Origin of the sequence: Faecalibacterium sp. OM04-11BH (assembly GCF_003482185.1) — a bacterium.
In the GTDB taxonomy this organism is placed as follows: domain Bacteria; phylum Bacillota; class Clostridia; order Oscillospirales; family Ruminococcaceae; genus Faecalibacterium; species Faecalibacterium tardum.
In genome coordinates this window covers 19,876-46,301 of record NZ_QULS01000004.1, presented here as the reverse complement: position 1 = coordinate 46,301, position 26,426 = coordinate 19,876, and the positions used below count along the sequence as shown (strand labels likewise).

Below are 26,426 nucleotides of genomic sequence, written 5' to 3'. Positions count from 1 at the left end.
TTATTTTAATGCAAGAATTGGAAAAAGCTGTGAATTTTAAGTGAATGGTTTGGAAAAACAAAACCGTCTGCACCCAGTATACCACACCGGGCGGCGGGGCGGCAATCTTTTTACAGGGAGACACGGAAAAATACGCTGGGGAAACTTGACAAGAAAATGCGGACTTTTGTAAAATAAGGTCGTAATGATCAGGAAATTTGCGGAGAAAAAGGAGAAGCGTCCATGAGCATTCCCAAGATCCTCCATTACTGCTGGTTCGGCGGTGGGACTATCAGCCCGGAGAACCGGAAATGTATGGAAAGCTGGGAGAAATACTGCCCGGATTACAAGATCATCGAATGGAACGAGCAGAATTTTGATATCAGCAAAAACCGCTATGTGCAGCAGGCCTACGAGGCAAAGAAATATGCCTTTGTATCGGACTATGCGCGGCTGGCGGTGGTGTACGAGCACGGCGGCATTTATCTGGACACGGATGTGGAGCTGGTGCGCCCGCTGGACGAGCTGCTGGAGCTGCCCGGGTTTATGGGTTTTCAGACCAATAACGAGGTAGCCACCGGGCTGGGGTTCGGGGCACGCAAGGGCAACTTGGTGGTGCAGGCGCTGCTGCGGGATTACGATGCGCTGGATTTTTTAAAGGCGGACGGCAGCGCGGACCTGACGCCCTGCCCGGAGCGGAACACAAGGGTGTTGCAGGCACTGGGCGTGCGCAAGGACGGAACAAGGCAGAGCATCGCGGAAATGGAAATCTTTCCGGCAGAGTATTTCTGCCCGATGGATCTTTACAACCGGAAGCTTCGGGTAACGCCCAAGACCTACTCCATCCACCGCTATGCCGAAAGCTGGAAGCCGAAGCCCAGCGCGGTCAGCCGCATTTTGCAGCGGCTGCTGAAGAAGCACTATTATACATGGTACTGCCCTCTGCGCGGCCGGATCGAGGGACGGCTGAGAAAGAGGACCTGAAAACCGGAGCTGCCGCACGATGCTGTGCAGCAGTTCTTTTTGTCCCCGCTTGCCCTTTTTGCGCAGGAATGCTATACTTTAGCGATAAAGGACAGTGCGCTGTCCGCAGGTTTTTCAGAGATAAGGATAAGCGCTTATGCGAATCGGACTGATCGAATTTTTGCTCATACTGGCTATTGCGTCCCTCACGGTAGGGCCGCGGGTGGCGTTGTTCGTGGACCGGTGGATGCGGCGCGCCAACCGCGCCAACGCCATGGCGGCGCGCCGCCGGGCAGAGTATGCCGCCCAGATGGCCATCGAGCGGGACGCCATGCTCAAGCGGTTCCGCACCGCCAGCACGGTGTTCGGGGTGGGCATTCTGCTGGTGCTGGTGTATGCGCTGGGCTTCCGCCCCATCGACACCCCGCCGCAGGCCTATAAAGCCCCCGACCTCCGGCAGGAGACGGGCGCTCTGCAGACGGCAGTTTCCACCGACCGCAAGACCCGGCTGGAACTGGGGGAGTATCAGGGCGTGGACTGCATCCGCGCCAAGGACGGCCTTTTGTATGCCGCCGCATGGAATGGCGCTGCGCTGAAAAAGCGCACCAGTGACCTTGTGCGCACCGATGGCGGGCACGCTGCCGCCATCCTGAGCGTGGAGGGGGAGTTGACCGGCTTTGCCTTTGATGCCGCCGGGGATGTGTGGCTGACCCAGCTGACCACCGCCGGGGGTACCCTCTGCCGCGCCAAGCACGACAGCTGGGGCGCAGCGGTGGAACAGGTGGTCACCCAGCTGGACGGTGCGCCGCTGGGGGCGGTATCTGCCGTGGAGGTAAGCCCGGCGGGCAAGGTATACTTTGCGGTGGCTGCGGCGGCAGGCGCGGAGAACGGGCTGGAAGATGCCCTGCGCACCGAGCTGCTGGCGCACACCGCCACCGGCTGCGTGTATGTGTACGACCCCGCCGCCCGCACGGTGGAAAAGGTGCTGGGCGGGGTGGCAGGCGCTGCGGGTCTGGCGCTCAGCCCGGACGGCAGCACCCTGTATGTCTCCGACCTTGGCAGCCGCTGCATCTGGGCGGTGGATGCCGACGCCCGGGAGGTGACCGCCGGGGGACGGGGCTGCACCGCCGCCTTTGCCGGTCTGCCGGGCTATCCCGGTGCGCTGGCTGCGGACACGGACGGTACGCTGTACATCAGCTACCGCTGGGTGCGCAGCGGCTGGCTGGAAAAGAACGCGGACAGCACCCTGCTGCGGGGCATTGCCCTGCGGGCGGGGCAGAATACGCAGGAGCGGTTGTTCCGATGCACGGCAGACGCCCCCTGCGCCGAAGCAGTGAGCCTTGCCACCGGGGCTTGGGAGCAGACCTTTACCGGCCTTGCACAGGACAGCTGCGCGGCGGTGTGTCCGGTGGAAAGTAAAGTATATTTCGGTGCGGCAGGGGCAGACAGCCTGCTGGCTGCAAACCGATAAGCGAGGTGTTTTTGTATGACCGAAGCATTTGCAAAACAGATCGAGACCGAGGCGCGGCAGGCTATGACCGAGCTGGTGGCTGCGGCAAAGCTGAAAAAGGGAGATGTGCTCGTGGTGGGCTGCTCTTCCAGTGAGATGGTGGGCGGTCACATCGGCAAGGATTCCAGCATAGAAGCCGCCCGGGCGCTGTACGCGGGCGCTGCGCCGGTGCTGGCGGAAAAAGGCGTCTGGCTGGCGGCGCAGTGCTGCGAGCACCTGAACCGCGCCATCATCCTTGAGCGGGAAGCCGCAGAAAAATACGGCTGGGAGGAAGTGTGCGTCGTGCCCCGTCCCCATGCGGGCGGCAGCTGGGCGACCACCTGCTGGAAGAACTTCAAAGACCCGGTGGCGGTGGAAGAGATCCGCGCCAACGCGGGCATGGATATCGGCGGCACCCTGATCGGGATGCATCTGAAACGGGTGGCAGTGCCGGTGCGGCTGAGCCTTAATAAGATCGGCGAAGCAAACATTCTGTGCGCCTACACCCGCCCGAAGCTGATCGGCGGCGAGCGTGCCCGCTATACCGAGGAGGACTGAGCGAGATGGCAGAAAAGAATTTGGAACAGATGCGGCAGGCCGTGGCCGAGATCCGGGAAAAGATGGCCGCCGCCGCCCGGGAAGCCGGGCGCGACCCGGCGGCGGTGCAGCTGTGCGCCGCCTGCAAGACCCGCACGGCGCAGACCATTGCAGCCAGTGCGGCTTTGCCCATTGACGTGTTCGGCGAGAACCATGTGCAGGAGCTGTGCGCAAACTACGATGCCGGGGCTTACTGCGGTAAGCCCAGCCATTTTATCGGCCACTTGCAGACCAATAAGATCAAAAAGGTGCTGGGGCGGGCAAGCCTGATCCAGAGCGTGGACAGTGAGCATCTGCTGCTGGCCATTGAGAAGGAGGCCGCCAAGGCCGGTATCGTGCAGGACATTTTGCTGGAAGTGAACATCGGCGGGGAGGAGAGCAAGACCGGCGCCGCGCCGGAGCTGCTCTGGCCGCTGCTGGACACCGCCGCCGCACAGGAGCATATCCGGGTGAAAGGCCTGATGGCGATCCCGCCCGTGAACGATGACGATGCCCAGAACCGCCGGTATCTGGCGCAGGTGTATCAGCTGTTCGTCCGGGCAGGAGAGCGGGGCTACCGCAACGTGGAGATGCAGACCCTTTCCATGGGCATGAGCGGCGATTTTGAGAACGCTATCCGGGAGGGCGCTACCCTTGTGCGCATCGGTACCGCCATCTACGGTGAGCGGGATTACAGTAAAAAGTAACGATAAAAACGGAGGAACCATGCCGAAAACCAAAACCAACGACCCCGGGGCGCACCACGCAAGCAGCGGTGCGCTGATCCGGCGTTTTCTGCCGTATCTGGCAAACTATAAGATGGTGCTGTGCCTTGATCTGTTCTGTGCAGCGCTGACGACCCTGTGCGATATCGTGCTGCCCAAGATCATGAGCACCATCACAAACTCTGCCATGGGGGTGGGCATCACCCTGACGGCGGGCATCGTGCTGAAACTGGCGGCGCTCTACTTTGTGTTGCGCATCATCGACGGCGCAGCCAGCTACTATATGTCCAGCATCGGCCACATCATGGGCGTGCATATTGAAACGGATATGCGCCGGGATGCCTTTGACCACCTGCTGCAGCTGGATCACACCTACTACAACAACACCAAGGTGGGTACCATCATGGGGCGCATCACCAACGATTTGTTTGACGTGACCGAGTTCGCCCACCACTGCCCGGAGGAGTTCTTCATCGCGGGCATCAAGATCGTGGCGTCCTTTGTCATCCTGTGCCGCGCCAGCATCCCGCTGACCTTGGCAGTGTTTGCCTGTGTGCCGCTGATGGGCGTGGTGTCGGTGTACCTGAACGGACGTCTGCGGGCACGCTTCCGCCAGCAGCGCGTCCAGATCGGCGAGCTGAACTCCACCATCGAGGACAGCCTGCTGGGACAGGGCGTGGTCAAGGCCTTTGCCGCCGAGGACGAGGAGCGGGAAAAGTTTGCCAGGGGCAACCGCGCCTTTGAGCAGATCAAGACCCTTGGCTACTACGCCATGGGCGCCTTCAACACCTCCACCCGCCTGTTTGACGGGTTGATGTATCTGGTGGTCATTCTGGCGGGCGGCCTGTCGCTGGTGTACGGTAAAATTACTGCCGGTGATCTGGTGGCCTATATGCTCTACGTCACCACCCTTATCGCCACCATCCGGCGCATCGTGGAGTTTGCCGAGCAGTTCCAGCGCGGCATGACCGGCATCGAGCGCTTTGCCGAGATCATGGACACCCCGGTTGCCATCAAGGACGCACCGGACGCAGTGCCATTGCAGCCCGGCCCCGGCGAGATTCGGTTCGAGAAGGTGTGCTTTGAGTACCCGGACGACCACAACAAGGTGCTGCACGACGTCAGTCTGGACATCCGCGCCGGGGAGCGTCTGGCGCTGGTGGGTGCCTCCGGCGGCGGTAAAACTACCCTGTGCAACCTGATCCCCCGCTTTTACGAGGTGACCAGCGGCCGCATCCTCATTGACGGGCAGGATATCCGCCGGGTCACCCTGAAGAGCCTGCGGCAGGATATCGGTATCGTGCAGCAGGACGTGTACCTGTTCAGCGGCACGGTGGCGCAGAACATCGCCTATGGAAAGCCCGGCGCCACCCGGCAGGAGATCGAAGCCGCCGCCCGGCTGGCGGGCGCGGAAAAGTTTATCCTTGCGCTGAAGGACGGCTACGACACCTATGTGGGCGAGCGCGGCGTCAAGCTGTCCGGCGGACAGAAGCAGCGCATCGCCATTGCCCGGGTATTCCTGAAGAATCCGCCCATCCTGATTCTGGATGAAGCCACCAGTGCGCTGGACAACGAGAGCGAGATCCTTGTGGGGCAGAGCCTTGAAAAGCTGGCTCATGGCCGCACCACCCTGACCATCGCCCACCGCCTGACCACCATCAAGGACTACGACCGTATCCTTGTGCTGGGCGAGGAGGGAATCGTGGAAGAGGGTACCCATGCCCAGCTGCTGGAAAAGCAGGGCGTCTACTACCGCCTGTGGAACCAGCTGCCCGCAGAGGATGGGGAATAAAAGCGCCTGAAATACAAAAAAGACACCCGGAAGGGTGTCTTTTAGTCTCTAAAACGGCTCTTTGTGGGTGAAACGGTAGGTGAAAACTTTCACCTACGAAACTCGACACTTACTGTTACTATTTTGGATTTACATGGCTCACTTTCTAAAATTGAAGGTGAGCTTTTTCTTTTGCAGAAATCGGGAAGGAGGTTTTCCACTCCTCTGCTGCGGACCCCCTCTATCTGTCCGCAGCAGAACAACAAAATGCAAAAAGCCCAGAGCGATACCGCTCCAGGCTCCTTTGTCTGTATGTACATATCATATGTATAATGTCCGGGGCGGATATTGTCAAGGGAAGTGAACGGGTTTCATCTCTAGGTGCCCACCGATTCATCTTGTTTGGTGTTTTGCATCCACCGCACCAGCGCTTCGGCGTCCTGTTTGCCTTTGGCGTACATTTTTTCAAGGCCGGCGCGGTTCTTGGTCAGGGTGGACATTCCCTCGGTGCTGTCCGGGGCGATGATGCAGACAAGGCCCTGTCGCTCCAGCTCCCGCGCCCGCTGGACAGCCGTGTTGTACCGCCATGCCCGGCGGCGCAGCCCCTCGGCTGCAGCGGGGTAATGCGACTGCAGCAGGTGTGCCAGATGCTTGTCCCGGGCATCACTACTCACCAGCCCGATGGGCTTGGTCAGGATGAGAGCCACCCGGTCGCAGCCGTGGGCAAAGGCCCATTCCAGCGGGACGGGGTCGGCCAGGCCGCCATCAAAATAAGGCACGCCGTCGATGACGCAGGGCTGGTCGATGACCGGGATGCAGCAGGACGCCATGAGGATGCGGTAGTCGTCCGGGTGGAGGTCTGCCTTGGTGAAATACTGCGCCTCGCCGTTCTGTGCATTAGCGGCCACCACGCAGAGCTCTGCCGGGCTGCGGGCAAGCGCCGCGTAATCCAGCGGATTCTCGCCGCCTGCATTGCTGAGGGTGCCGTAGACATAGCCCAGATCGAGATAGGAGTGCTTGCGGATGAGGTTGTGCACGCTCATGTACTCCCTGCGGAAGGAGTATTCATCGTAAAAGGGCTTGTTCCGCCCATGCTGGCCTGCCAGATAGGACGCCATATTGGCGCTGCCCGCCGAAACGCCGATGCAGAGATCGAAGCGGAGGCTCTCCTCCAGGCAGCGGTCCAGCACGCCAGCGCCGTAAATGCCCCGCAGGCCGCCACCCACATCGATGACACCGTATTTCATGGTCTGTTCCTCCATCGTTTAATTCCATTTCCCTCCCAGTATAACGGGACGGCGGGAAATACTCATTGAGCAAATGGCGGGATCTGATGCAATTTGCGGCAGAAAGCAGGATCTGCCGCAATGGGGGCAAACAAAAACGGCCAGCGTATCATGTGCTCTGTGATATGTACCCCTAATCGAAAAAATCCACCCGCATATGTTCCGGCACACCTTCGTCAGTATTTTGTTGTCGAACCCTAATATCGGTGTGGCGACAGTAGCCGCAGAAGCCGGACACGCACAGCTCAGCACGACCCTCGCAATCTACACGCAGGTCTATGACAAGCGGCGTGATGAGATTCGCAACCAGATGAGCAGAGAACTGTATAAGGATAAGTTCTGATAGAAAAAAGAAAAGCACGAGGCCGAAACCTTCGTGCTTTTTTGTATGGGCCAGGCAGGACTTGAACCCGCGACCAAGCGGTTATGAGCCGCCAGCTCTGACCAGCTGAGCTACTGGCCCGCAGGGGTGCTGCATTGCTGCAACACGCACTAGTATAACAAAAACTGCGCAAAAAGGAAAGCATTTTCCGCAAAAATCATTTGGTGCGGTGGGCATCCAGCTTTTGCAGCATAAATTCGTCCAGCATGGCGGGCGGGAACAGAGGCTCTTTGTAGCCAAAGGCCTCCCGGATAAAGATCAAAGTCACCACGGTCTGGCGGCCGGGGTCCAGCCGCAGGGTGTACAAGGTGTCCAGCGGCTGCTGGCTGGGCTGGTGCAGCGTCAGGTGCAGCAGAAAGCTGCCGTCGTTCTCCCGGCGGCACTCGTAGGCAAAGAGGTCGGTGTCGCTGCGGGTGTCCAGACGGTCAAAGCACTCGTCCAGCGCAAGGCCGGTGCGGAACTCGGACAGGCCGGCGGGGCCGTACTGGCTGCGGCGGGTTGTCTCCCGCCGGGAGAGCAGGTACACGATGATGCCCAGCGCACAGGCTAAAAGACAGACGGAAACGACAGCGTTCATGGAAAGACCCTCCCCAAAAGAGTTTTCCTTATTGTAACACAACCTGCGGGGGTTTGTGCTATAATATTTACAATTCTTTTTTAAATTTTTCTGCAAGCCGGGCGCAAACGCCCGGGGGAGGGCTTCATGAAGCTTAAATTTACACGCAAGACATGGTATTTCTTTTTGCTGGCGGCAGCGGCGGTGTCCATGCTGGGCGGCTTTGCCGTGCTGGGCGGGATGGATTTTTCCGGGCTGGAAATGATCGTGTTCTGCCTTACCGGCATCGCGGTGCTGTTTCTGGCAGCGCAAAAGGGTGCACCGGCAAGGGAAAAGCGCAACTACACCGGCGTGTTCGTGGTGCTGATGCTCAGCAAGCTGGGTGCCAGCGGCTGGGCGGGGGATATCTGCTCGGCGCTGGTGTGGCCTGCTTTGCTGGCAACGGAGTATGAGCGCGGCAGACCCATCCAGCGGCAGCTGCAGCTGGTGAGCGCCGCCGAGGTGCTGCGGCTGGTGTTCTGGATGCTGACCAAGTACGCGGGCATGAGCGGCCTTGCCTTCTGGACGAATATCATGTTCGTGCTGCTGACCTGCGCCCGGGGCTGGGCGGGGCTTACCCTGTATAAGACCCAGGAGGAGACCCTGTGACCCAGCGCCGCAGGACGTCTAAAACCAAGGCAAAACACCGTTTTGGCCGCAGAGCCTTTCTGGCCGGGGTGGGCGCAGCGGCCTGCGGGTTGGCGGGGTGGTATCTGCGGCAAAAGGGCAACGCAGACCACACTGCTGCCTCCGGGCAGGATACGCCCCCGGCACCCAACCCCGCCCTGCCCGCCGGGGAGTGGCGGGCGGTGTGGGTGAGCTATCTGGACTGGGCGCTGCTGGATTTCTCCACCGAGGACACCTTCCGCGCCGGGGCGGCGCAGCTGCTGGACAACTGCGCCGGGCTGGGACTGAACACCGTGCTGGCGCAGGTGCGTCCCTTTGGGGATGCGCTGTACCGCAGCAGTTTGTTCCCGTGGAGCCATCTGTGCACCGGGGTGCAGGGCAAAGACCCCGGCTTTGACCCGCTGGATGTCTTTCTGACCGAGGCGCACCGCCGGGGCATCGGGGTGGAGGCGTGGGTCAACCCCTACCGCCTGCGCTCCTCGGCAGCAATGCCGCCGAATCTGGCAGAGAATAATCTGGCAAACACTCACCCGGACTGGCTGTGCACCGCCGGGGAGGGGCTGTACCTGAATCCCGCCGTGCCTGCCGCCGCAGACTATGTGGTGCAGGGGGTGGCGGAGCTTTTGCAGAACTACCCGGTGGATGGCATCCACTTTGACGATTACTTTTACCCCACCACCGACGCCGCCGTGGATGCGGTGCAGTTTGCGGCAAGCGGCGCAGCCGACCTTGCCGCGTGGCGGCGGCAGAACGTCACCGCGCTGGTGGCGAAAGTGTACCGCACCGTGAAGGCGGCAGACCCCACGCTGCGGTTCGGCATCAGCCCGCAGGGCAACCCGGACAATGACCTTGACCAGCAGTACAGCGATGTGACCGCGTGGCTGGCGGCAGGCGGGGAGGAGAAGGTCATCGACTACCTCTGCCCGCAGGTGTACTGGGGCTACGGCTTTACGCTGCACTCCGGCAGCACCCGCTTTGCCTTTGAAAACATCGTCCCGGCGTGGCTTAGCTACCCCCGGGCGGGAGATGTGGCGCTGTACTTCGGGCTGGGTGCGTACCGGGTGGGCACCGGGGATGGCGGCGCGAACCCGGACAGTGTGTCCGGCTGGAGCACCGGCAGTGCGCTGGCGGCACAGGTGGAGGACTTACGGCAGCAGGCGGCGGGCGGCTGGGCGCTGTACCGCTACGGCAGTCTGTTCGGGCCGGAGGCTCCCGCGCTGGCTGAGGCCGAGTGCGCGGCGCTGCGGGCGCTGAATGGGTGAAAATTTGTGCAGAAACAGGCGGCAAACCGCACAAAATAAATACAGGTATCTTGTGCAGAGCGGCAAAATGCGGTATACTTAACTTGTATCTGCCCGTTGGCAGAGACGCACGAAAAAGAAAAGTTTCTTTGTTTCTATGAGGAAAGCTATGAAGATGAAAAAACAGCTTTTGGCATTGCTGCTGGCGGCGGTGATGGTGCTTAGCCTGACCGGCTGCAAGGAGACCCTGAAAAAGGTGGCGCAGAAGGTGACAGGCCACTCCGAGGAAGTACAGGAGGAGGACACCACCCGCTGGGCGGAAGCTACCACCGACCCGCTGATCATTCAGGGCATTGCGGATGCCTCGGCAAAGTATGCCACCGCCACCGCAGACGGCTGCCTGTATGCGGTATTCAACGGCATCTGGAGCCGCAACACCGGCTACTTTACCGTGCCGGGCGGCAGTGTGAACATTATGGCTTGCGGCACCGCCGAGGGCACCCAGAAGTTCAAGGTGGCACTGTGGAAAAAGGTGGACGGCGGCGCAGAGTATGTGCCGGACAGCACCTACTACTTCAAGACCGATGGCACCGACTACCGCTGCACCATTTCCGGGCTGGACCCGGCGGCGCAGTACCGCGTGACCATCTCGTATGATTCCAGCCGGTACTACCTGTACGGCCTGATGAAGGTGGAGGGCATTGCCGGATGACGAACCAGACGAAAAATTCAATGCTGCTGATGCTGTGCGCCCTGATCTGGGGCACAGCCTTTGTGGCGCAGAGCGCCGGCTCCGGCATGGGCGCGTTCTCCTTTCTGGCAGGGCGCAGCTGGATGGCGGTGCTGGTGCTGCTGCCCACGGTCAAGGCGTTTGACGCCTTGCACCACCGGCAGGGCAGGCCGGACGGCAAGCCCAAAACGGCGGCAGAGCGCAAGCTGCTGCTGCAAGCCGGGCTTATGTGCGGCACGCTGCTGTTTCTGGCCAGCGCGGCGCAGCAGCTGGGCATCACGCTGGACCCCTCCACCGCAAAGGCGGGCTTTCTGACCGCCATGTATGTGGTGCTGGTGCCGGTGTTCGGCCTGTTTCTGGGCCGCAAGGGCAGCGCGCAGCTGTGGGTGAGCATGGCCATTGCCGTGGTGGGGCTGTATCTGCTGTGCATGAAGGACGGCTTTGGCAGCATCCAGAGCAGCGACTGGCTGCTGCTTTTGTGCGCGGTGCTGTTCAGCTTCCAGATCATGGCGGTGGATCATTTCTCCCCGCAGATGGACGGCGTGCGCCTGAGCCTTGTGGAGTTTTTTGTGGTGTCGGTGGAAAGCACCGTGGCGGCGCTGCTGTTCGAGCAGCCTGCCATGGCAGAGTTTGTCACCTTCGCCGGGCCCATCCTGTACTGCGGCATCATGTCCAGCGGCGTGGCCTACACCCTGCAGATCTTAGGTCAGCGGGATCTGAACCCCGCAGTGGCCAGCCTGATCATGTGTCTGGAAAGCGTATTCAGCGCCTTGGGCGGCTGGCTGCTGCTGCACCAGAACCTTTCTATCCGGGAATCTACCGGCTGCGTGCTGCTGTTTGCCGCCGTGGTGCTGGCGCAGCTGCCCCTTGGCCGCCTGATGCGGAGCAAGGCCTGAGATGCCGGCAAAGCCGTGCGCCCAGCTGCGCAGCGTGGAGGGCATCCAGTACGAGCTGGTGCGCAAAAAGGTAAAGCAGTTGCATCTGCGGGTGCGCAGCAACGGCACCGTGATGGTAAGCATCCCTTTGACGGCCAGTCTGGAACAGGCTGACCGTTTTGTGCTGCAAAACGCCCAGTGGATCCGGGACACCCGGGTAAAGAATATCACCAAGCTGAACAGGGACAACGCCGACCTGCCGGATAAAGCCACGGCACTGGCCTACTTTACCGCCATGAGCGATAAGGTCTACCCGGCCTTTGCCGGGGTGCTGGGCGGGCAGAAGCCCGTTCTGAAGGTGCGCAGCATGACAAGCTGCTGGGGCGTGTGCTGCCCGGCTAAGCGGCAGATCACCTTTGCTTTGCAGCTGTATAATCAGCCCCCTGCGGCGCAGATCTATGTGGTAGTACACGAGTACTGCCACTTTTTGCAGTTGAACCACAGCCCGGCCTTCTGGGCAGAAGTGGAAAAGCTGCTGCCGGACTGGAAGACCCGGCGGGAGCTGCTGAAAAGATAATCTATCGTAAAAACGGAGGGAAGTTCCCTTGGAAAACGAAAAAAAGACCGGCGATAAATATTCCAAACTGGCCGGCAATACTTTGATCTTTGCAATCTCCAGCTTTTCGTCCAAGCTGCTCACCCTGATCGTACAGCCCTTTCTGACCTACGCCATGGCGGAGATCTCGGATCTGGGTCTGTCCAAGATCCTGAGCCAGTACGCAAACCTGCTCATCCCCTTTGTGTCCATGGGCATGTCCAACGCCATCATCCGCTTTGGTCTGGACAAGGGCAACAGCGAAAAGCAGGTGTTCACCAACGGTCTGCTCACCATTCTGGGCGGCTTTGGCATTCTGGTGCTGTGCTGGCCGGTCACCCAGTTTTTGCCGGATATGGCGCAGTACGGCCTGCTGATCTACATTTATGTGCTCATGAGCTGCCTGCGCACCCTATGCACCCAGTTCGTGCGCAGCCGTCAGTGGAACAAGCTTGTGGCAGTGGACGGCGTGCTGTGCACCGTGGCGACCATGGCGTTTTATGTGCTGTATCTGGTGGGCTTCAAGTGGGGCGCCAACGGCTACCTGCTGGCCATCATCAGCGGCGACCTGACCAGCGTGCTGTTTTTGCTGTTCACCGGCAAGCTGTGGAACTATGTGGAGCTGAAGGGCGTCAACAAAAAGCTGTGGCGGCAGATGCTCAACTTCTCGCTGCCCATGATCCCGGCGCAGATCAGTTTCTGGATCATCAATGCGTCCGACCTGTTCTTTGTGCGCGAGATGTGCGAGGGGCTGGACGGGCGTACCGGCAACGCATGGAGCGGCCTGCTTTCCACCGGCTACTTCCTGCCCACCATCCTGACCACGCTGGGTCTGATCTTCTACGATGCGTGGCAGCTTTCCGCCGTCACCGAGGAGGAAGGGCGTGCGCGGTTCTTTACCCAGATCTTCCGCACCTATTCCAGCGTGCTGTTCTGCTGCGCAGCGGGCATTATCTGGCTGTGCCGCCCGGTGATGCACGTCATGAAGTCCAACTATTACTACGCATGGCACTTTGTGCCGTTCCTCGTGCTGGCTTCCACCTGCAGCTGCTTCAACCAGTTCATGAACAGCGTCTACGTTGTGACCAAAAAGTCGCAGCGCAGCATGCTCACCATGATGGCGGGTGCTATCAGCAACTGCATCATGAACTACTTTTTCATCAAGCTGTGGGGGCCTGTGGGCGCGACCTATGCGTCCTTCCTTGGCCTTGCGCTGGTGTTCACCCTGCGTGCGGTGGACGCCCGCCGCATGATCGGGATGCACGTCCATCCCGCGCGGGTGCTGGTGAATGCGGCAGTGCTGGTGTTTGAAGCCTTTGTACTGCTGGCAGAGCCGCCGCTGTACGGGCTGTGGACGGGGCTGATCACGCTGGCGGTCATCCTGTACAACTTTGCGGGCGTATGGGCCATGGCGCGGGTGCTGCTGCCCCGCCTGCTGGGCCGCCGGGGCAAGGCGCTGGTAGCCGCCGTGGACGGCTGGCTGAAGCCGAAAAAGGTGTAAAGCGGGACGATTTTGAATGCGCTCCGCATTTGCTTTGCGCATATTCAGCGGAAAAATTATTTATAAGTTTGGAATACCGGAGCGTCTGCGGACGCTCCGGTATTCCATTTTCACGGGAGGGCTCACTTCGGAAAACGTAATTTTTTACAATTTATGGAACTTGCTCAAGTTTTTTCCTTCTGCGGATTGACGGCATCCCCCGGAATCCGTATACTATAAATATATCTTGTACAAAAGTGTACAAACAGGATACAGACGAAAGGCGGTGGACATCATTCTCAGACAATCGCTCCCCAAGCTGCGGGAAAAGCTTTTGGAGGCGCTGCAGGCGGTGCTGCCCATTGTGGCCATTGTGCTGGTGCTCTGCTTCTCGGTAGCACCGGTGTCGCCCAGCATCCTGCTGTGCTTTTTGCTGGGCGCTGCCATGATCGTGGTGGGCATTATGTTTTTTACTCTGGGTGCAGAGATGAGCATGACCCCCATGGGCGAGCGGGTGGGTGCAGTCATCACCCGCAGCCGCAAGCTGCCCCTCATCCTCGTGCTCGGCTTTTTGCTGGGCTTCCTTATCACTATCTCAGAGCCGGACTTACAGGTGCTGGCAGATCAGGTGCCCTCTATTCCAAGCGGCACGCTGATCCTCTCGGTGGCGGCGGGCGTGGGCCTGTTTCTGGTCTTTGCTTTCCTGCGTATGCTTATCGGCGTTGCGCTGCCAAAGCTGCTGGTGCTGTTCTATGGGCTCATCTTTCTGCTGGCGGCCTTTGTGCCCAAGGAGTTCCTCGCCGTGGCGTTTGACTCCGGCGGCGTGACCACCGGCCCCATGACCGTGCCCTTTATCATGGCGCTGGGCGTGGGTGTTTCTGCTATCCGCAGCGACCGCCATGCGGCAGACGACAGCTTTGGTCTGGTGGCTATGTGCTCCATCGGCCCTATTCTGGCAGTGCTGACGCTGGGCATCGCGTTCCGCGCAGCGGACAGCACCTACATCCCGCCTGTTCTGCCGGAGGTGGCAGACTCGGTGGAGCTGTGGCAGCTGTTCCGGGAGGGTCTACCCACCTATCTGGCCGAGATCGCCCGCTCGCTGCTGCCCATCGTGCTGATGTTCGGAGCATTTCAGCTGATCGCCCTGCGGCTGGACCGCCGCACGCTGGGGCGCATCGGCGTGGGCCTTGTGTATACCTATATCGGCCTTGTGCTCTTTCTGACTGGCGCAAACGTGGGCTTTATGCCCGCCGGTAACTATCTGGGACAGGTGCTGGCAGGCGGCGGGATGCGCTGGGTGATCATTCCCATCGGGATGCTCATCGGCTACTTCATCGTCAAGGCCGAGCCTGCGGTCTATGTGCTGAACAAGCAGGTGGAAGAGGTGACCGACGGCGCCATCTCGGCGCAGGCTATGGGTCTGGCACTTTCCGCAGGCGTGTCCATTTCGGTGGGTCTTGCCATGGTGCGGGTGCTGACCGGCATCTCCATCCTGTGGTTCCTTGTGCCGGGCTATGTGTTCGCCATCGGCATCTCCTTTGTGGTGCCCAAGCTGTTTACCGCCATCGCGTTTGACGCGGGCGGTGTGGCTTCCGGCCCCATGACCGCTACCTTTCTGCTGCCGCTGGCGCAGGGTGCCTGCGTGGCGGTGGGCGGCAATATCGTCACCGATGCTTTCGGTGTGGTGGCTATGGTCGCCATGACTCCGCTCATCACCGTGCAGATGATGGGTCTGGTGGCGCAGCTGCGCACCCGCAAGGCGCGTGTGGCGCAGCCCGCTGCGGTGCTTGCCACCGTGTTTGCAGACCTGCCGGATGACGCCATTATCGAGCTGTAAAGGAGGCAGAACGTGAGCAGTTTGTTTTTGATGATCACAATCACCGACCGCCGCTCTACCGATGGCTTTTTGCAGCTGTACAAAAGCCACGGCGTAACGGTAAGTATGCGCACCGTGGGCTCCGGCACGGCGGTGCAGGAGACGCTTTCCACCCTTGGGCTGGAAAAGACCGAAAAGGCGGTGCTGCTGGCTGTGGTAACGGCAGAGAGCTGGCAGAAGATCCAGAAGGATCTGCGCCGCGAAATGCAGATCGATGTGCCGGGCACCGGCATTGCGTTCATTGTGCCGCTGAGCAGCATCGGCGGCAAACGGGCACTGATGTTCCTTACCGAGCACCAGCCCCTTACATGGAAGGAGGAGAGCACCTTGAAGGATACCCGCTATGAACTGCTGCTGGTGGTGGCAAATCAGGGCTACACCGGCTCCATTATGGATGCTGCCCGCACCGCCGGTGCAGGCGGCGGCACGGTGATCCACGCAAAGGGCACCGGCATGGAGGGTGCAGCCGCCTTTCTGGGCGTGGAGCTGGTGAACGAAAAGGAGCTGGTGCTCATCGTCAGCCGCACCAGCCAGAAAAACACCATCATGAAGGCCATTATGGAGGGGGCAAACCCCAAGGCGGGCGCCATCGTGTTCTCGCTGCCGGTGACCGATACCGCCGGTCTGCGGCTGATGGAAGAGGACGAAGCCCAGCCGGAAGCCGCCCTTTGACCCCTTAAAAATTGATCCCGATATCCGCATTTATCGCCGAAGGCTTGATAAATGCGGATATTTTCGTTATCATAGTAGAAGATACTTCAACTATAAACAAAGGAAGATGAAGATGACGCAATTAACACGCAAGCAACAGCAGCTCTTCAACGCACTGTCCATCGTGGTGGGCAACGCGATGTATGCGCTGACTGTGGTATTATTTCTGATGCCCTCCGGCCTCATCACCGGCGGTGCTACCGGTATCGCACTGGCGTTCAACAAGGTCACCGGACTGCAGGTGTCCGCAGTGCTGTTCGTGGTCAACGTGGTCATGCTGCTGTTGGGCTGGTGGGTGCTGGGACGCCGCTTTGCCCTGAACACCATGGCAAGCACGGTGCTCAGTCCCTTTTTTATGGCGCTGTGGGAGCACTTATTGGGCAATCTTGTACTGACCGATGATCTGGTGCTGAACACCGTATTTGCAGGCTTTGGCATCGGCATCTCGCTGGGCATCACCATCCGCGCCGGTGCTTCCACCGGCGGCATGGATATCCCCCCGCTGGTGCTGAACAAGTGGTTCCACCTGCCGGTGTCCAGCACCATGATGACCTTCGACTTTATCATTCTGGCGGCGCAGGCGGCGTTCAGCCCGGTGCGGCAGTCCCTGTACGGCGTGGTGATGGCGATCATCTACACAGTCGTGCTGGACAAGGTGCTCATGCTGGGCACCACCCGCACCGAGGTGAAGATCATCAGCGCCAAGTCCGACGAGATTTGCGCCGCTATTTTTGCGCAGCTGGACCGCGGCGTGACCATCCTGCACGGCGAGGGCGGCTACCTGCGGGAGCCGGAGTCGGTGCTGCTGAGCGTGGTCTCCAACCGGCAGCTGCCAAGGCTGGAAAAGCTGGCACACGCCATCGACCCCACCTGCTTTATGATCGTGAGCCATGTTACCGAGGTGAGCGGGCGCGGCTTCTCGCTGGAAAAGGACTATCAGGCGGAGGAGTAAGCGGATTTCCCTAAGGCTCTTGCAAAACTGCCCCGGTTTGGGGTATAGTATAGAGGAACAGTAGGTTATACTGTATCTCACCCAAAACAGAAAGGAAAAGCTATCATGTTTGATATTTTCAATATGCTCAAAAAAGAGGCACACACCGCACCCAAGCAGGTGACCCGCGATACCATCATCGGCGACATTCTGGATATGGACCAGACCACCGCACCCTACTTTATGGAGATCGGGATGCACTGTCTGGGCTGCCCGGCTTCCCGCGGGGAGACCATCGAGGAAGCCTGCGAAGTGCACGGCGTGAACTGCGACGAGCTGCTGGAGAAGCTGAACACCCATCTGGCAGCCAAGAAGGCCTGAGTGCTGCCCACACTGGATGCGCGTCTGACCGCAGCGGCAGAGCTGGTGCGCCCGGGACAGCCGGTGGCGGACATCGGCTGCGACCACGGCAAGCTGACGGCGGTGCTGGCGGCTTCGGGCAGATACCCGAAGGTCATCGGGGCAGACCTGCGCCCCGGCCCGCTGGCAAAGGCAAAACAGACGCTGGAAAATGCAGGGTGTCTGGACCGCGCTGAGCTTCGGCTCGGCGACGGTCTTTCTGTGTTGTCTGCCGGGGAGGTGGGCAGCATCGTGCTGGCAGGCGTGTCGGCACAGACCACATGGGAGATCATCGAAAAAGCGCCGTGGGTGTCCGCCGTGGGCGGGCCGCGCCTTGTCATGGTGCCCGCCACCCGCCACAGCGAGCTGCGCCGCTGGCTGTGGCAGCACGGCTTTGCCCTTGTGGCCGACCGTCCGGTGCAGGCCGCAGGCCGCTGGTACGCGGTAATGGCGGCGGAGTACACCGGCGAGGTGATAGAGCCTACCTTTACGCAATGTCTGCTGGGGGACACCGGCCGCTGGCCGGAGGGCGCAGGTTATGCCGCATGGCAGCGGGCAAAGCTGCCCCGGATGCGGCTGGGCGTGCCGGACGGCAGCCCGCTTGCCGCAGAGATGGATGCTATTCTGAAAGAGGGAAACTGAAATGACCACGGTACAGCAGGTATACGAAGTAATGCAGCGGCTTGCCCCGCCGGAGCTGGCAGAGCACTGGGATAACCCCGGCCTGCTGGTGGACTGTGGCGGCGCTGTGCGCCGGGTACTGGTGACGCTGGACATCACCCCGGAGGTGGTGGCAGAAGCTGCGGCAAAGCAGTGCACAGTCATCGTGGCGCATCACCCGGTCATCTTTGACCCACTCAAGCGGCTGTGCCCCGCCGATGTGCCCTATCAGCTGGTGCAGGCGGGCATTTCCGCCATTTGTATGCACACCAATCTGGATGCCGCCGAGGGCGGGGTGAACGATGTGCTGGCGGATCTTTTCGGCATCCGGCAGCGCACCGCCTTTGCGGATGGCTGCGGCCGAGTGGGGGACATCGACCCCATCACCGTGCCGGAACTGGCCGCGCTGGCGCAGCACAAACTGGCGGCCCTGTGCAACGCGCCGGACACCGGCACGGCAGTACAGGTGAAGTTTGCCGACACCGGAAAGCCGGTGCGCCGGCTGGCGGTCATCAGCGGCGCGGGCGGCAGTCTGTTTGCCGAAGCCATCGCCGAGGGCGCGGACTGTCTGCTGACCGGCGAAGCCAACCACCACCATGCGCTGGACGCCAAGCGGCTGGGGCTTTCTCTCATTGCGGCGGGGCATTACGCCACCGAATTCCCGGTGACCGCCGCTGTGGCATCTGCCCTGCGCGCCGCCCTGCCGGAGCTGGAGGTGCTGGTGAGCACCGAGAACCGCGACCCGTATACTTATTTATAAAAAGAGAACCCTCTCCGTCATTGCTGCGCAATGCCACCTCTCCCGAAAGGGGGAGGTCTTTCAGCATAAACCGAAAAACTGGCAATGCCGCAGGCGACTGAGAGGGTTATAGATAAAACGAGGTAAACACTATGGCACTGGATGCCGCGACACTGGCGCTGACGGCAGCGGAGCTGAAAGCCACCCTGACCGATGCCAAGATCGCAAAAATTTTTGAACCGACCCGGGATGAGCTGGTCATCACCCTGCGCACCCGCACAGATACCTATGCCCTGTTGCTGTCTGCCCGCAGCGGCTCTGCACGGGTGTGTCTGACCGAGGAGATTTTTGAAAATCCCGAGACGCCGCCCTCCTTCTGTATGCTCATGCGCAAGCACCTGACCGGCGGCAGGCTGCTGGACGTGCACATGGAGCCGGGCGACCGCATCGTCTACTTTGATTTTCAGTGCACCAACGAGATGGGCGACCTTGTGCGCAATACCCTGTGCGCGGAGCTGATGGGGCGCTACTCCAACCTTGTGCTGGTGCAGAGCGGAAAAATCATCGACGCCCTCAAGCGGGTGGATTTTGAGGACAGCGACGTCCGGCAGCTGCTGCCGGGCTTGCCCTACACCACGCCTCCCAAGCCAGCCCGCCCGGATTTTCTGCTGGTGAGCAGTGCATCCATCGTGGCAGCGGCCTGTCAGCGGGAACTGCCGGTGGCAGATGCTTTGAACAAGACGGTGGCCGGTGTAGGGCCGGTGGTCTGCCGCGAAGCCGCATGGCGCGCCTTTGACGGGGAACATCTGCCCGCCAATGAGCTGACCGATGCCCAGAAGCGCAGCCTGATGGCAGCAATCGACGAGCTGAAGGAGCTGCACGCGCAGGGCGGCTGTCCGTGCAGCGTCACCGCGCCGGACGGTAAGCCGGTGGAGTATACCTTCTTCCGCCCGCAGCAGTACGGCGAGCAGTACACCATCCGGGAGTGGCCGTCCTTCAACGCAATGCTGGAGGGCTACTACGCCGAGAAGGACCGCGCCGAGCGGCTGCGCACCAAGAGCAAGGAACTGCACAAGGCGGTGCACAATATGTACGACCGCGCCCTGCGCAAGCAGGCGGCACGGCAGGAGGAACTTGCCGCCAGCGGCAAAAGCGAAAAGCTGCGCCTGTACGGCGAGCTGCTGTCTGCCAACCTCTATCTGGCGCAAAAGGGCATGAAGAGCCTGACCGTGCCCAACTGGTACGACGAGGGCAAAGAGGTGACCATCCCGCTGGATCTGCGGTTCAGCCCCAGCCAGAATGCCCAGAACTTCTTTAAGAACTACAAAAAGAAGCAGACCGCCGCCCGGATGCTGGTAGATTTGCTGGCAGAGGGCGAAAAGGAGATCGCCTATCTGGAAACGGTGCTCTACGAAGTGGAAAGCGCCTCCGGCGAAGCCGCCCTGAACGAGATTCGCATGGAGCTGAAAAATCAGGGCTACCTGAAATACTACAAGCAGCGGGACAAAAAGCAGAAGCCTGCGGACTTTCTGCGCTATACCTCCAGCGACGGCTTTGAGATCCTGGTAGGCCGCAACAACGCCCAGAACGACAAGCTCACCCTGCACACCGCCCGGGGCAAGGACCTGTGGTTCCATGTACAGAAAGCCCCCGGCAGCCACGTTGTGGTCATGAGTCGGGGCGAGGACATCCCGGACACCACCAAGCAGGAAGCAGCGGAGCTGGCGGTCGTCCATTCCAGCGCCTACAAGGCGGGCACCGGCGCCAAGGTGGCAGTGGACACCACCGAGGTGAAGAACATCTGGAAAGCAAACGGTGCTAAGCCCGGCATGGTGCTGTACGAGGTGTACACCACCGTCTACATCACGCCCCGGGAGGGGCTGGAAGAGCAGCTGAAGAAGAAATGATCTGAAATGGCCTCCGCTTTGCTCTGGCCATAAGCTAAGGAAAAACATTTATTATTTCAGACTGCCGGAGCGTCTGCGGACGCTCCGGCAGTCCATTTTCACGAGAGGGGCCTGAGAGGGTTGGCTCCCTCCCAGAGGGAGCTGGCAAAGCCGACAGGCTTTGACGGAGGGAGTTCCCTTATAATATAGGTATAACCCCCGCCTTTCCCGCCCATACTGATGCTACAAAGGGGCGTGGGGGAGTTTTCCACCGGCAAAAAGCGCTGAGATTGTGCATCTTGCACAGAAAATGCGGCTGTTGACAAAACAGAGAAAATAAAAAAGAAAAATCGTAATTTTCTGCAAAAAACACTTGCCAAATAGACGAAGATGTGATAAAATATCTCTCGGCTGCAAAAGGCTTGTGCGATACAAGTCGTGCAGGCCAGCGATATGCGTTGATGCGGGAGGTTGTCATCCGGCGATAGCTGCGATGGGTTATTTCCGCGGAGTATGTCCGATCTTAGAACCGGGCGAAAAAATTACTGACAGCGATGGAATACGTTCCCTCGGCAGAGAAGTTACTCCTCTGCGAAACGGGCGGAACCAATGTTCGGATTTGATTTGCTAATATGTTTCCGGGAGAACTGCCATGCGGTTCACCGGTTTTTATAGTGCCAAATCGAGGAACACCCGGAACTGTGTAGAGCAATTTATCGGCTCGCCTAGGGCAAAAACAATTTTTCAGGAGGCGTAAGCAATGGCAGTCAAAGAGAAAATCAGAATCCGTCTGCAGAGCTATGATGCTCAGCTGATCGATGCCGCAGCAGAGAAGATCGTGGAGACCGCAAAGCGCACTGGCGCTCGCGTGTCCGGCCCCATCCCCCTGCCCACCGATCGTGAGGTCGTTACCGTTCTGCGCGCTACCCACAAGTACAAGGATAGCCGCGAGCAGTTCGAGAGCCGCACTCATAAGCGTCTGATCGACATTCTGAAGCCGTCTAACAAGACGGTCGAGGCTCTGATGAGCCTCCAGCTCCCCGCTGGCGTGGACATCGAGATCAAGCTGTAAACCACACACGATCAAATTCGATGCCCTCGTTTCCCGAGGGGTCATGTTGGCAGTGACGTGCGCTGCCAACCAATAACCTTTACAGGAGGAAAAGAAAATGGTTAAAGGCATTATCGGCAAGAAAGTCGGTATGACCCAGCTGTTCGATGAGAGCGGCAAGGTTATCCCCGTCACCGTCATCGAGGCAGGCCCCTGCACCGTCGTGCAGAAGAAGACTGTCGAGAGCGATGGCTATCAGGCTGTTCAGCTGGGCTTCGGCGAGGTTTCCGCCAAGAAGGTCAACAAGGCAGCTGCAGGTCACTTCAAGAAGGCAAACGTTGCCCCCAAGAAGACCCTGCGTGAGTTCCGTCTGGACGACGTTTCCGCAATGAACGTTGGCGACATCCTGAAGGCTGACGTCTTTGCAGCAGGCGACAAGGTTGACGTTGCAGGCGTTTCCAAGGGCAAGGGCTACCAGGGCGTTATCAAGCGCTTTGGCCAGCACCGTCTGCGTGAGAGCCACGGCACTGGCCCGGTGGCACGTCATGCAGGTTCTATGGGCGCTATTTCCAACCCCTCTCGCGTGTTCCCCGGCAAGCGCCTGCCCGGCCACATGGGCTGCGTGCGCGTTACCGTGCAGAACCTGACCGTTGTCAAGGTTGACACCGAGAACAATCTGATCGCTGTCAAGGGTGCGGTTCCCGGTTCCAAGGGCACCATCATCACCCTGGCCAACAGCGTCAAGGCGTAAGGAGGAAAGCTACAATGGCAAAGTTTAATGTAGTCGATATGAACGGTCAGCACGTTAGCGAGATCGAGCTTTCCGACGCCGTGTTCGGTATCACCCCGAATGAGAAGGCTGTCCACATTGCTGTGGTGAACTTCCTGGCCAACCAGCGTCAGGGCACCCAGAACACCAAGATCCGCATGGAAGTTTCCGGCGGCGGCAAGAAGCCTTGGCGTCAGAAGGGCACCGGCCACGCTCGTCAGGGCTCCATCCGTGCTCCGCAGTGGACCCACGGCGGCGTTGCTCTGGGCCCCAAGCCCCGCAGCTACAACTACCACATCAACAACAAGGTCAAGCGTCTGGCTCTGCTGAGCGTGTTGTCCGACAAGGCTGCCAATGGCAACATGGTCGTCGTTGACAAGTTCGCTTGCGACGAGTACAAGACCAAGGCTGTGGTTGCTATGCTGAACGCTGTGGGCGCCGGCAAGAAGAACCTGCTGGTCAACGAGACTGTCGATGCAAAGTTCGTCAAGAGCGCTGGCAACATCGCCGGTGTCAAGACCACCTTCGCAGGCAGCGTGAACACCTACGATGTGCTGAACGCCGACAAGCTGATCATCAGCGTCGACGCAGCTAAGAAGCTCGAGGAGGTGCTTGGCTAATGAAAACCGCACATGATATCGTCCTGAAGCCGGTCATTACCGAGAACTCCATGGCTGGCATCGCTGACAAGAAGTACACCTTCAAGGTCGCTACCGATGCTACCAAGGTCGAGATCGCTCAGGCAGTTGAAGTTCTGTTCCCCGGCGTCAAGGTCGCTAAGGTGAACACCGTCTCCGTCCGTGGCCGCTTCCGCCGTCAGGGTATGCATGCTGGTTACACCGCTGCATCCAAGAAGGCTATCGTGACCCTGACCAAGGACTCCAAGGAGATCGAGTTCTTCAACAGCATGGTCTGATAGAACCCGCCGAGGGTTCCTCTATGGGGATATGACCCCGATAATAATTCATAAGATAAACAAAGGAGAATAGCACAATGGCTATCAAAAAGTATGGCCCCACTACTCCGGGCCGCCGCGGCATGACCGTCACGGATTACAGCGTCCTGAGCAAGGTCGCTCCTGAGCGCAGCCTGCTGGAGCCCATGAAGAAGCACAGCGGCCGCAACAACACCGGTCGTATCACCGTCCGCCATCAGGGCGGCGGCAACCGCACCAAGTATCGTGTCATCGACTTCAAGCGTCAGAAGACCGATATCCCCGCTACCGTCAAGACTCTCGAGTACGATCCGAACCGCAGCGCATTCATCGCTCTGGTCGAGTACACCGACGGCGTCAAGAGCTACATCATTGCTCCCGATGGCCTGAAGGTGGGCGACGTGGTCGTCAGCAGCAAGTCTGCCGATATCAAGCCCGGCAACTGCCTGCCCTTCGAGAACATCCCCGTCGGTACCATCATCCACAACATCGAGCTGTATCCCGGCCGCGGCGCTCAGCTGGTTCGTTCCGCTGGCAACATGGCTCAGCTGATGGCTAAGGAGAATGGCTACGCTCTGGTTCGTCTGCCCTCCGGTGAGATGCGCAACGTGCCCCTGAACTGCACCGCAGTCATCGGTCAGGTTTCCAACATCGACCACGAGAACGTCAACTTGGGCAAGGCAGGCCGCAAGCGCCACATGGGCGTGCGTCCCGGCAGCCGTGGTACCGTTATGAACCCCTGCGACCATCCCCACGGTGGTGGCGAGGGCCGCGCACCTGTTGGTCACTCCGGTCCTATGACTCCCTGGGGCAAGCCCGCTCTGGGTCTCAAGACTCGCAAGCATCATAAGCGCTCCGATAAGCTGATCGTGAAGCGTGCAGGTAAGTAAGAGAGGAGTTTAAGACAATGGGTAGAAGCATTAAAAAAGGACCTTTCGTCCAGGCTGCTCTTATGAAGCACGTTGAAGCGATGAACGCTTCCGGCAAGAAGCAGGTCATCAAGACCTGGAGCCGCGCCTCCACGATCTTCCCCGAATTCGTTGGTCACACCTTTGCCGTCCACGACGGCCGCAAGCATGTGCCTGTGTATGTGACTGAGGACATGGTTGGCCACAAGCTGGGTGAGTTCGTTCCCACCCGTACCTTCAAGGGCCACACTGGTAATTCTAAGTAATAGAGGGAGGAACACAACATGGAAGCTCGGGCAATTCTTCGTTATGCCCGCATTAGTCCTCGTAAGGTGTCTATCGTTATGGACCTGATCCGTAACAAGCCCCTGGACGAAGCGCTGGCAATCCTGCAGTACACCCCGAAGGCAGCTTGTGAGCCCCTTCTGAAGCTGGTGAAGTCTGCAGCCGCTAATGCGGAAAACAACTTCAATATGGACAAGAACAACCTCTACGTCGCCGAGTGCTACGTTTGCCCCGGCCCGACGCTGAAGCGCATGATGCCTCGTGCACAGGGCCGCGGCTACCGCATCCTGAAGCGCACCAGCCACATGACCGTTGTTCTGAAAGAGAAAGAGTAAGGAGGGAAAACAATGGGCCAGAAAGTAAATCCGCACGGCATTCGTGTCGGCGTTATTAAAGACTGGGACAGCCGCTGGTTTGCCTCCAAGAAGGATTTCAGCGATAACCTCGTCGAGGATCACAAGATCCGCACTGAGCTGAAGGCTCAGCTGAAGGACGCTGGCGTCCCCAAGATCGAGATCGAGCGCACTGTGGATCCTTCCACTTCCGCTCCTCGCGTTACCGTTAACATCTACTGCGCTAAGCCCGGTATGGTCATCGGCAAGGGCGGCGAAGAGCGCATCGCCCTGCAGAACAAGCTGACCAAGGAGTATGGCAAGACTGTTATCGTCAATGTCATCGAGGTGAAGAGCGCCTCCACCAACGCACAGCTGGTTGCTGAGGACATCGCTCGTCAGCTGGAGAACCGCGTCACCTTCCGTCGTGCTATGAAGCAGTGCATGCGCAATGCCATGAGCCCCCGCGATCGCGCAACCGTTCCCGCAAAGGGCATCAAGGCAATGTGCTCCGGTCGTCTGGGCGGTGCTGATATCGCCCGCACCGAGAGCTACCACGAGGGCACCATCCCCCTGCAGACCCTGCGTGCCGACATCGACTACGGCTTTGCAGAGGCTGCTACCACCTACGGCCGCATCGGCGTTAAGGTGTGGATCTACAAGGGCGAGGTCCTCAAGAGCGCAAAGACCGCTCCTAAGAAGGAAGGAGGCAACAAGTAATGTTACTGCCTAAGCGTGTTAAGTACCGCCGCGTTCAGCGCGGCCGCATGACCGGCAAGGCTACCCGCGGCAACGTGGTGTGCCAGGGTCAGTACGGCCTTGTTGCTCTGGAGCCGGCATGGATCTCCTCCAAGCAGATCGAGGCTGCCCGTGTTGCCATGACTCGTTACATCAAGCGTGGCGGCAAGGTTTGGATCAAGATCTTCCCCGATAAGCCCGTGACTGAAAAGCCCGCTGAGACCCGCATGGGCTCCGGTAAGGGCTCTCCCGAATACTGGGTTGCAGTCGTGAAGCCCGGTCGCGTGATGTTCGAGCTGGCAGATGTCGATGAGGCAACTGCTCGCGAGGCTCTGCGTCTGGCTATGCACAAGCTGCCCATCAAGTGCAAATTTGTTGTCCGTGAGGACTCCGTGAAGGAGGATGGCACCAATGAAGGCTAATGAACTCCGCGAAATGCAGACCGCAGAGCTGACCAGCAAGCTGGCAGATCTGAAGGCTGAGCTGTTTAACCTGCGCTTCCAGCATGCCATCAACCAGCTGGAGAACCCCGGCCGCATCGAAGCAGTCAAGAAGGACATCGCCCGCGTGATGACCGTTCTGGCTGAGAAGCAGTAAGGAGGTTAAACGATGGAAGAACGTAATCTGAGAAAGACCCGCGTCGGCGTTGTCGTGTCCGACAAGATGGATAAGACCATCGTGGTTGCCGTTAAGGATAGCGTGCAGCACCCCCTGTACAAAAAGATCCTGAAGCGTACCGTGAAGTTCAAGGCTCGTGACGAGCAGAACGAGTGCGGTATCGGTGACCGTGTTGAGATCATGGAGTGCCGCCCCCTGAGCAAGGATGTGCGCTGGCGCCTGGTCCGTATCGTTGAGAAGGCAAAGTAATCTTTGCCCGCTGCTTTGAACAGTTT

Annotated in this window: 32 protein-coding genes and 1 tRNA gene; 30 read left to right on the top strand and 3 right to left on the bottom strand. The window is 59.7% G+C overall.

The window, feature by feature from the left end:
- Positions 1–222: 222 nt before the first annotated feature.
- The 5 genes from DXB44_RS05140 (at position 223) to DXB44_RS05120 (ending at position 5,524) form a co-directional block, all read left to right on the top strand.
- The gene (locus DXB44_RS05140) at positions 223–963 is read left to right on the top strand and encodes a glycosyltransferase (RefSeq protein WP_118657962.1); all 741 of its coding nucleotides are present in this window, start codon (positions 223–225) and stop codon (positions 961–963) included.
- 136 nt (positions 964–1,099) lie between these two features.
- A complete protein-coding gene (locus tag DXB44_RS05135; RefSeq protein ID WP_118657961.1) occupies positions 1,100–2,413 on the top strand; it encodes an SMP-30/gluconolactonase/LRE family protein in 1,314 nt (437 codons plus the stop codon).
- Between the two features lie 15 nt (positions 2,414–2,428).
- On the top strand, positions 2,429–2,989 hold the full coding sequence (locus DXB44_RS05130) for a TIGR01440 family protein (protein ID WP_097779096.1): 561 nt from the start codon (positions 2,429–2,431) through the stop codon (positions 2,987–2,989).
- Positions 2,990–2,994: 5 nt separating this feature from the next.
- Entirely contained in the window at positions 2,995–3,714 is a 720-nt protein-coding gene (locus DXB44_RS05125) for a YggS family pyridoxal phosphate-dependent enzyme (RefSeq protein ID WP_118657960.1), read from the top strand.
- 19 nt (positions 3,715–3,733) lie between these two features.
- The gene (locus DXB44_RS05120; RefSeq protein WP_097785312.1) at positions 3,734–5,524 is read left to right on the top strand and encodes an ABC transporter ATP-binding protein; all 1,791 of its coding nucleotides are present in this window, start codon (positions 3,734–3,736) and stop codon (positions 5,522–5,524) included.
- 356 nt (positions 5,525–5,880) lie between these two features.
- On the opposite strand, the gene DXB44_RS05115 is transcribed toward DXB44_RS05120, so the two are convergent.
- Positions 5,881–6,750, bottom strand: a complete 870-nt coding sequence (locus tag DXB44_RS05115) for a patatin family protein (RefSeq protein ID WP_243111029.1) — start codon at positions 6,748–6,750, stop codon at positions 5,881–5,883.
- A gap of 175 nt (positions 6,751–6,925) precedes the next feature.
- Here DXB44_RS05115 and DXB44_RS05110 point away from each other — a divergent pair, with 175 nt between their 5' ends.
- Complete coding sequence (locus DXB44_RS05110) at positions 6,926–7,132, top strand: tyrosine-type recombinase/integrase (RefSeq protein WP_347561804.1); 207 nt, start codon at positions 6,926–6,928, stop codon at positions 7,130–7,132.
- Between the two features lie 46 nt (positions 7,133–7,178).
- Here the strand turns inward: DXB44_RS05110 and DXB44_RS05105 are convergent.
- Both DXB44_RS05105 and DXB44_RS05100 read right to left on the bottom strand, forming a co-directional pair.
- Positions 7,179–7,252 (bottom strand) — tRNA-Ile (locus DXB44_RS05105).
- A gap of 76 nt (positions 7,253–7,328) precedes the next feature.
- Positions 7,329–7,748, bottom strand: a complete 420-nt coding sequence (locus DXB44_RS05100; protein ID WP_097779099.1) for a hypothetical protein — start codon at positions 7,746–7,748, stop codon at positions 7,329–7,331.
- 126 nt (positions 7,749–7,874) lie between these two features.
- On the opposite strand from DXB44_RS05100, the gene DXB44_RS05095 reads away from it, so the two are divergent.
- The 24 genes from DXB44_RS05095 to rpsQ all read left to right on the top strand — a co-directional run bounded on the left by DXB44_RS05095 (position 7,875) and on the right by rpsQ (position 26,400).
- Complete coding sequence (locus DXB44_RS05095) at positions 7,875–8,375, top strand: conjugal transfer protein TraD (RefSeq protein WP_097779100.1); 501 nt, start codon at positions 7,875–7,877, stop codon at positions 8,373–8,375.
- The gene (locus DXB44_RS05090) at positions 8,372–9,655 is read left to right on the top strand and encodes a family 10 glycosylhydrolase (RefSeq protein ID WP_118657958.1); all 1,284 of its coding nucleotides are present in this window, start codon (positions 8,372–8,374) and stop codon (positions 9,653–9,655) included. Before DXB44_RS05095 ends, DXB44_RS05090 begins: the two co-directional genes overlap by 4 nt.
- Before the next feature lie 148 nt (positions 9,656–9,803).
- Entirely contained in the window at positions 9,804–10,346 is a 543-nt protein-coding gene (locus DXB44_RS05085) for a hypothetical protein (RefSeq protein WP_243111027.1), read from the top strand.
- Positions 10,343–11,260 carry a DMT family transporter gene (locus tag DXB44_RS05080; RefSeq protein WP_118657956.1) on the top strand — a complete coding sequence of 306 codons (918 nt, stop codon included), beginning with the start codon at positions 10,343–10,345 and terminating at the stop codon, positions 11,258–11,260. Before DXB44_RS05085 ends, DXB44_RS05080 begins: the two co-directional genes overlap by 4 nt.
- 1 nt (position 11,261) lies before the next feature.
- On the top strand, positions 11,262–11,816 hold the full coding sequence (locus DXB44_RS05075; RefSeq protein WP_118657955.1) for a YgjP-like metallopeptidase domain-containing protein: 555 nt from the start codon (positions 11,262–11,264) through the stop codon (positions 11,814–11,816).
- A 28-nt stretch (positions 11,817–11,844) separates the two neighbouring features.
- Positions 11,845–13,335 (top strand): lipopolysaccharide biosynthesis protein, encoded by a 1,491-nt coding sequence (locus DXB44_RS05070; protein WP_118657954.1) that lies wholly within the window; start codon positions 11,845–11,847, stop codon positions 13,333–13,335.
- A gap of 265 nt (positions 13,336–13,600) precedes the next feature.
- On the top strand, positions 13,601–15,151 hold the full coding sequence (locus DXB44_RS05060) for a DUF1538 domain-containing protein (RefSeq protein WP_118657953.1): 1,551 nt from the start codon (positions 13,601–13,603) through the stop codon (positions 15,149–15,151).
- A gap of 12 nt (positions 15,152–15,163) precedes the next feature.
- Positions 15,164–15,862: a P-II family nitrogen regulator gene (locus tag DXB44_RS05055; protein ID WP_118657952.1), complete on the top strand. Its 699-nt coding sequence runs from the start codon at positions 15,164–15,166 to the stop codon at positions 15,860–15,862.
- 112 nt (positions 15,863–15,974) lie between these two features.
- Entirely contained in the window at positions 15,975–16,853 is an 879-nt protein-coding gene (locus DXB44_RS05050; RefSeq protein ID WP_243111026.1) for a YitT family protein, read from the top strand.
- 105 nt (positions 16,854–16,958) lie between these two features.
- On the top strand, positions 16,959–17,213 hold the full coding sequence (locus tag DXB44_RS05045) for a DUF1858 domain-containing protein (RefSeq protein WP_005921897.1): 255 nt from the start codon (positions 16,959–16,961) through the stop codon (positions 17,211–17,213).
- Positions 17,214–17,873 (top strand): class I SAM-dependent methyltransferase, encoded by a 660-nt coding sequence (locus tag DXB44_RS05040; RefSeq protein ID WP_118657950.1) that lies wholly within the window; start codon positions 17,214–17,216, stop codon positions 17,871–17,873. It begins immediately after the preceding gene.
- 1 nt (position 17,874) lies between these two features.
- Positions 17,875–18,651, top strand: coding sequence for a Nif3-like dinuclear metal center hexameric protein (locus DXB44_RS05035; RefSeq protein ID WP_118657949.1), 777 nt, complete (start codon positions 17,875–17,877; stop codon positions 18,649–18,651).
- A gap of 131 nt (positions 18,652–18,782) precedes the next feature.
- A complete protein-coding gene (locus DXB44_RS05030) occupies positions 18,783–20,537 on the top strand; it encodes an NFACT RNA binding domain-containing protein (protein WP_118657948.1) in 1,755 nt (584 codons plus the stop codon).
- A 739-nt stretch (positions 20,538–21,276) separates the two neighbouring features.
- Positions 21,277–21,588 (top strand): 30S ribosomal protein S10, encoded by a 312-nt coding sequence (rpsJ, locus tag DXB44_RS05025; RefSeq protein WP_005921888.1) that lies wholly within the window; start codon positions 21,277–21,279, stop codon positions 21,586–21,588.
- Between the two features lie 97 nt (positions 21,589–21,685).
- On the top strand, positions 21,686–22,318 hold the full coding sequence (gene rplC / locus DXB44_RS05020; RefSeq protein WP_005921887.1) for a 50S ribosomal protein L3: 633 nt from the start codon (positions 21,686–21,688) through the stop codon (positions 22,316–22,318).
- Between the two features lie 14 nt (positions 22,319–22,332).
- The gene (gene rplD / locus DXB44_RS05015; protein ID WP_005921886.1) at positions 22,333–22,956 is read left to right on the top strand and encodes a 50S ribosomal protein L4; all 624 of its coding nucleotides are present in this window, start codon (positions 22,333–22,335) and stop codon (positions 22,954–22,956) included.
- Positions 22,956–23,252 carry a 50S ribosomal protein L23 gene (gene rplW / locus DXB44_RS05010; RefSeq protein WP_005921885.1) on the top strand — a complete coding sequence of 99 codons (297 nt, stop codon included), beginning with the start codon at positions 22,956–22,958 and terminating at the stop codon, positions 23,250–23,252. Before rplD ends, rplW begins: the two co-directional genes overlap by 1 nt.
- A 77-nt stretch (positions 23,253–23,329) precedes the next feature.
- The gene (rplB, locus tag DXB44_RS05005; RefSeq protein WP_055185965.1) at positions 23,330–24,160 is read left to right on the top strand and encodes a 50S ribosomal protein L2; all 831 of its coding nucleotides are present in this window, start codon (positions 23,330–23,332) and stop codon (positions 24,158–24,160) included.
- Between the two features lie 17 nt (positions 24,161–24,177).
- Positions 24,178–24,444, top strand: a complete 267-nt coding sequence (gene rpsS, locus DXB44_RS05000) for a 30S ribosomal protein S19 (RefSeq protein ID WP_005921883.1) — start codon at positions 24,178–24,180, stop codon at positions 24,442–24,444.
- 18 nt (positions 24,445–24,462) lie between these two features.
- A complete protein-coding gene (rplV, locus tag DXB44_RS04995) occupies positions 24,463–24,798 on the top strand; it encodes a 50S ribosomal protein L22 (RefSeq protein ID WP_005921882.1) in 336 nt (111 codons plus the stop codon).
- Positions 24,799–24,810: 12 nt separating this feature from the next.
- Positions 24,811–25,515, top strand: coding sequence for a 30S ribosomal protein S3 (rpsC, locus tag DXB44_RS04990; RefSeq protein ID WP_118657947.1), 705 nt, complete (start codon positions 24,811–24,813; stop codon positions 25,513–25,515).
- Complete coding sequence (gene rplP, locus DXB44_RS04985; protein WP_005921880.1) at positions 25,515–25,955, top strand: 50S ribosomal protein L16; 441 nt, start codon at positions 25,515–25,517, stop codon at positions 25,953–25,955. The genes rpsC and rplP overlap by 1 nt, the downstream gene beginning before the upstream one ends.
- On the top strand, positions 25,945–26,130 hold the full coding sequence (gene rpmC / locus DXB44_RS04980; RefSeq protein WP_005921879.1) for a 50S ribosomal protein L29: 186 nt from the start codon (positions 25,945–25,947) through the stop codon (positions 26,128–26,130). The genes rplP and rpmC overlap by 11 nt, the downstream gene beginning before the upstream one ends.
- 12 nt (positions 26,131–26,142) lie before the next feature.
- The gene (gene rpsQ, locus DXB44_RS04975) at positions 26,143–26,400 is read left to right on the top strand and encodes a 30S ribosomal protein S17 (RefSeq protein WP_005921877.1); all 258 of its coding nucleotides are present in this window, start codon (positions 26,143–26,145) and stop codon (positions 26,398–26,400) included.
- The last annotated feature ends 26 nt before the right edge of the window (positions 26,401–26,426 follow it).